Origin of the sequence: Longimicrobium sp., from assembly GCF_036387355.1 — a bacterium.
Lineage (GTDB): Bacteria > Gemmatimonadota > Gemmatimonadetes > Longimicrobiales > Longimicrobiaceae > Longimicrobium.
This window is the reverse complement of sequence record NZ_DASVTX010000280.1, coordinates 1-5,278: the sequence shown is the minus strand read 5'-3', so window position 1 is coordinate 5,278 and position 5,278 is coordinate 1. Positions and strand designations below refer to the sequence as shown.

At 70.1% G+C, this 5,278-nt stretch carries 4 protein-coding genes; 2 read left to right on the top strand and 2 right to left on the bottom strand.

What is annotated here, in order from left to right:
• Positions 1–227 precede the first annotated feature (227 nt).
• Positions 228–662: an IS200/IS605 family transposase gene (gene tnpA, locus VF665_RS11880; protein WP_331053652.1), complete on the bottom strand. Its 435-nt coding sequence runs from the start codon at positions 660–662 to the stop codon at positions 228–230.
• Positions 663–829: 167 nt separating this feature from the next.
• The gene (locus VF665_RS11875; protein ID WP_331053651.1) at positions 830–1,369 is read right to left on the bottom strand and encodes a GAF domain-containing protein; all 540 of its coding nucleotides are present in this window, start codon (positions 1,367–1,369) and stop codon (positions 830–832) included.
• A 320-nt stretch (positions 1,370–1,689) separates the two neighbouring features.
• Between VF665_RS11875 and VF665_RS11870 the strand changes: the two genes are divergently transcribed.
• Positions 1,690–4,425 (top strand): valine--tRNA ligase, encoded by a 2,736-nt coding sequence (locus VF665_RS11870; RefSeq protein WP_331053650.1) that lies wholly within the window; start codon positions 1,690–1,692, stop codon positions 4,423–4,425.
• Positions 4,422–5,278, top strand: an 857-nt coding sequence (locus tag VF665_RS11865) for an Ig-like domain-containing protein (protein WP_331053649.1), incomplete at its 3' end; no start/stop codon positions are given. The genes VF665_RS11870 and VF665_RS11865, both read left to right, overlap by 4 nt.

Genomic DNA, 5,278 nt, shown 5'->3' with positions numbered 1-5,278 from the left:
GGAGCGGATGAGAACGGCGCCGCTCCGTGGAATGCGGCGCGGCGGCCTCGCAGGGAGCGTGCCGTGTTCAGGGTTTGGCGAAGGTGCGGCTGGCGAGGGAGGGCGGAGTGGCTAATGAGCGATGATCAACGTCCGGCAGGGCTGAGACGGGGCTGAGCGACTGAAGTCGCCGCAACAACTGCTGAAAGCCTCACCCGAACGGCAAACAGACGCCGTTCGGGTGAGGCTCATCCGGTGCCCTGCTGCTTTTCCGGCGCGATCCGCTCCAAGGCGCGGTAGGTCGTGCCTCCGCGGTGGTGCGCCTCCTGGTTCGCGATGTAGGCCCGGACAATCGGGACGGCGCGCTTGGAGAGCGTAAACGCGCCGTATCCGCCCTGCCACTTGAACGGGCTGTCTCCGCGACCAAGCTGCGCCGCGTAGTAGGACGAGGCGCCCTTGAGTCGCTGAACCAGGGTTGCGATGGAAAGGTTCGCCGGAAACCGGGCAAGTACGTGCACATGGTCCGGCATGCCTCCAACGCCCAGGATCTCCGCGCCGATCTCGTGCGCGTGCCGGTGCAGGACCGCGTAGATGCGCGGCTGCAGGGCGGGAGTGATCAGCGGATGCCGGTTCCACGTCGCCCACACAAGGTGCACGTACAACTCTGTCCACGGATGTCGCATGGCGCTACGCGGTGGAGGTGGGCTCGCGTAGCCTCACAGCAGTATCGTGAGGCTTTCAGCAGTTGTTGCGGCGACTTCAGTCGCTCAGGCAATCGCCACGCCAAAGTAGACGGTCCTCACAGAAGCCGTCACGGCCCAGACATCCTTCTTCCGAGCGCCAGCCCGCCTCACCCCCGCCACACGACCGGAAGCGCTTCTTTCTCCGCCAGCAGCGCGACCATCCGTTCCAGCCAGCGCTGGTCGGTCTCGTCAAAGGCGGCGGGGATGGTGCTGTCCACGTCCAGCACGGCGATCAGCTCGCCGCGCGCGTCCAGCACCGGGACCACGATCTCCGACGCGGACAGCGAGTCGCACGCGATGTGGCCGGGAAAGGCGTGCACGTCGGGGACGAGCATGGTTTCGCGCCGGGTGGCCGCGGCCCCGCACACGCCGCGCGCAAAGTCGATGGACAGACACCCCATCGTTCCCTGGTACGGCCCCACCAGCAGCCGCGTGGGCCCCACCCGGCGGTAGAACCCGGTCCAGAAGTAGTACGGAAAGGCGTTGTGGAGCAGGCACGCCATCGTCGCCATCGCGGCGGTCAGGTCCGGCTCGCCCGCCAGCGCCGACTGGAGCTGATCCATCAGCCCCGCGTAGCGCTCCTCCTTGTCCGCCGCCTCCATCCGCAGCTCGCCCGTCCGGTCCGCCACCAGCGTGTATTCCGCCATCCGCGCCCTCGACTGTGCTTTGGGTGATCTCGTCCAAATCGTTGCAATCTATCCGCATCCACCCTTATCCCTCAACCGGTTTGCAGGTCAGGGATGCTGGATCGGCAGACATGATAACCGGATCGGTGCGGCTCGGCGGAGGGTCCACCGGGCGTGGCGTGACCGGTCCGGCGGGGGCGGAATCCGTCCTCTCTCGCGCCCCCGCTCTCCGCTGATCCTCGAGGCGGAGCGGGCTTCCGCGGGTGCCGGGCGGACCCCGCGCGCGCTTGACCCACCCCGCGCGGTCGGGTAAAATGCCCGTCCTGTCCCGAAGCCCGAGAATGACGCCGAGAAACGGAATGGCCGAGCCGCTGCCGCCGCAGTACAACCCGCACGAACACGAAGACGCCCTGTACCGCTGGTGGGAGGAACAGGGCTTCTTTCGCGCCGACGCGTCCTCCGGCCGCGACCCGTACGTCATCGTCATTCCGCCGCCGAACGTAACGGCCGTGCTGCACATGGGGCACGGCCTGAACAACACCATCCAGGACGTCCTCATCCGCTGGCGCCGCATGCAGGGGCGCGAGGCGCTCTGGCTGCCCGGGACGGACCACGCCGGCATCGCCACGCAGAACGTGGTGGAGCGGCTGATCGCCAAGGAAGGCAGGACGCGCTACGACCTGGGCCGCGAAAAGTTCGTGGAGCGGGTCTGGGAGTTCGTGGGCGAAACCGGCGGCGTGATCCTGAACCAGCTGCGCGCCATCGGCGCGTCGGCGGACTGGTCGCGCACCCGCTTCACCCTGGACGAAAGCCTGTCCACGGCCGTCCGCGAAGTCTTTGTGCGCCTGCACGAAAAGGGGCTCGTCTACCGCGGCCACCGCATCATCAACTGGTGCCCGCGCTGCCTCACCGCGCTCAGCGACGAAGAAGCCGAGCCGACGGAAACGCAGGGCAAGATGTGGCACCTGCGCTACCCCGTCGCGGACGGCGCCGGCATCCCCGGGCTCCCGCGCCTGCCTGACGGCCGCGCGTACCTGACGATCGCGACCACGCGCCCCGAGACCATGCTGGGCGACACCGGCGTCGCCGTCCATCCCGGCGACGAACGGTACGCGGCGCTGGTGGGGCGCGAGCTGGACCTGCCCCTGACCGGGCGGCGCATCCCCGTGGTGGCCGACGAGTACGTGGACCCGGAGTTCGGCTCCGGCGCCGTGAAGCTGACGCCCGCGCACGACCCCAACGACTTCGACGTGGCGCAGCGCACCGGCGTGGCCGCGCTGAACGTGATGACCCCCGAGGCCACCATCACCGACGACGCCCCCGAGGCGTTCCGCGGGATGGACCGCTTCGAGGCGCGCCGCGCCGTCGTCATCGCGTTCGAGGAGCTGGGGCTGCTGGAAAAGGTGGAGGACCACACCCACGCCGTGCCGCACTGCTACCGCTGCGACACCGTGGTGGAGCCGCGGCTGAGCGAGCAGTGGTTCGTGCGCATGCAGCCGCTCGCCGAGCCGGCGCTGCAGGCGTGGCGCGACGGGCAGGTGCGCTTTCACCCCGAGCGCTTCGGCAAGACGTACGAGCACTGGATGAGCAACATCCGGGACTGGTGCATCAGCCGGCAGCTGTGGTGGGGGCACCGCATCCCCGTGTGGTACTGCCAGGCGGACGGCTGTGGCGAAACGATCGTCGCGCGCCAAACGCCCGCCGCGTGCACCAAGTGCGGGGGCGCGGCGCTGGAGCAGGATCCGGACGTGCTGGATACCTGGTTCAGCTCCTGGCTGTGGCCGTTCAGCACCATGGGCTGGCCGGAGGAAACGGACGACCTGGGCGCCTTTTACCCCGGCCACTCGCTGGTGACGGCGCCGGAAATCCTGTTCTTCTGGGTGGCGCGGATGATCATGTCCGGGCTGGAGTTTCGCGGCCAGGTGCCGTTCACCGACGTGTACTTCAACGGAACGGTGCGCGACCACCTGGGCCGCAAGATGAGCAAGTCGCTGGGCAACGGCATTGACCCGCTGATCGTCAAGGAGCGCTTCGGGGCCGACGCGCTGCGCTACACCGTCGTCAGCGGCAGTGGCGCCGGCACCGACCAGATGCTCAACTACGAGAACCTGGAAGAAGCGTTCGGCCCGGGCCGCAACTTCGCCAACAAGCTGTGGAACGCCGGCCGCTTCGCGCTCATGACGCTGGGCGACGACGCCCGCGTTTCCGTGGACGAGGTGCAGGCGGACCTGGAGCCGATGGACCGCTGGATCCTGTCGCGGATGACGAAGGCCATCCGCGACGTCACGGACGCGATGGAGAAGTTCCGCATCCAGGAAGCCGCCACGCGCGGATACGACTTCTTCTGGGGCGAGCTGGCGGACTGGTACCTGGAGCTGGTGAAGCCGCGCCTGCGCGGCGACATGGGCGATGCGTCCAAGCGCGCCGCGCAGGCCACGCTGGCGCAGGCGCTGGACGGCGCGCTGCGCATTCTGCACCCGGTGGTGCCGTTCATCACCGAAACGGTGTGGCAGAAGCTGCCCAAGCCGGCGGACGAGGCGCCCGCGCTCATCGTCGCCGCGTGGCCGGCCGTCCGCGCCGAGTGGGAAGACGACGCGGCCGAGCGCGCCATCGAGGAGCTGCAGTCGGTGATCGGCGCCGTGCGCAACCTGCGCTCGGAGTACGGCATCGCCCCGGCCACCCGGGTGCCGCTGCGGGTGCCCGGCGCGTCGGAGCAGGCGCGCGCCATCCTGGAGGCCAGCCGCCGCGCGCTGCGCGACCTGTGCCGCGTGGACGAGATCGAGTTCGGCGGGGCGGAGGGCGAGGTGGGCGCTTCGGCCGTGCTTCGTTCGGGGACGGAAGTGTTCGTTCCGCTGGCCGGCGTGATTGACCTGGACCGCGAGCGCGCCCGGCTGCGCGAGGAGATCGGGCGGCTGGACGGGCAGATGGCGGGGACGGAAAAGAAGCTGAGCAACGAATCGTTCGTGGCGCGCGCGCCGGAGAACGTGGTGAACTACGAGCGCGAAAAGCTGGCGTCGTTCCGCGACCAGCGCGGCAAGCTGGCGGAAAAGCTCGCGGCGCTGGAGGGCGCGGCGTGATCCGCGCTTCCGCCCGGCTGGCCGCGGCCGCCGCGGTGCTCGCCGGGGCGGCGTGCGCCACCATCCAGGCCCCTCCCGGCGGCCCGGAAGACAAGCAGGCGCCGCAGCTCGTGGCTGCCCGCCCGGATACGAACGCGATCCTGACGTCGTGGCGCGGCCCGGTGGTGTTCGCGTTCGACGAGTCGCTGTCGGAGGCGGGGGTGGACTCGTCCGTCTCGCTCAGCCCCGTGCGCGGCGGGGTGGACGTTGACCAGGACGGCGGCGAGATCCGCGTGCAGCCCAAGCGCGGATGGCAGCCGGGGCAGATCTACCAGGTGGAGGTGGCGCCGGGGATCCGCGACCGCTTCGGCAACATCCGCAAGGAAGGGATCCGCCTGGTCTTCAGCACCGGCCCCGCGATTCCCAACACGGAAGCGAGCGGGGTGGTGACGGAGCGCACGACGGGCAACCCCGCCCGGGTGCGGGTGGACGCCGTGCGCACCACGGACTCGCTGACGTACACCACGCAGACGGACAGCGCCGGCGCGTTCCGCTTTCGCCAGGTGCCGGAGGGCGAGTACCGGGTGACGGCGTACCGCGACGCCAACCGCAACAACCGCACGGACGTGTTCGAGGCGCGAGACACGGCGCGCTTCACGCTGGCGGCCGGGGCGGCGCCCACCGCGCGCCTGGCCATCCTGCTGCCGGACAGCACGCCGCCGCGCTCCGGCTCTGCCGCCGTGTCGGCGGAGGGCGGCCCGGCGGGGTGGGTCGAGGTGCGCTTCGACGATTATCTGGACGCCGCGCAGACGGTGACACCGGCGCAGGTGTCCATCGTGGGCCCGGACAGCCTTCCCGTCGCCATCGCCGAGGT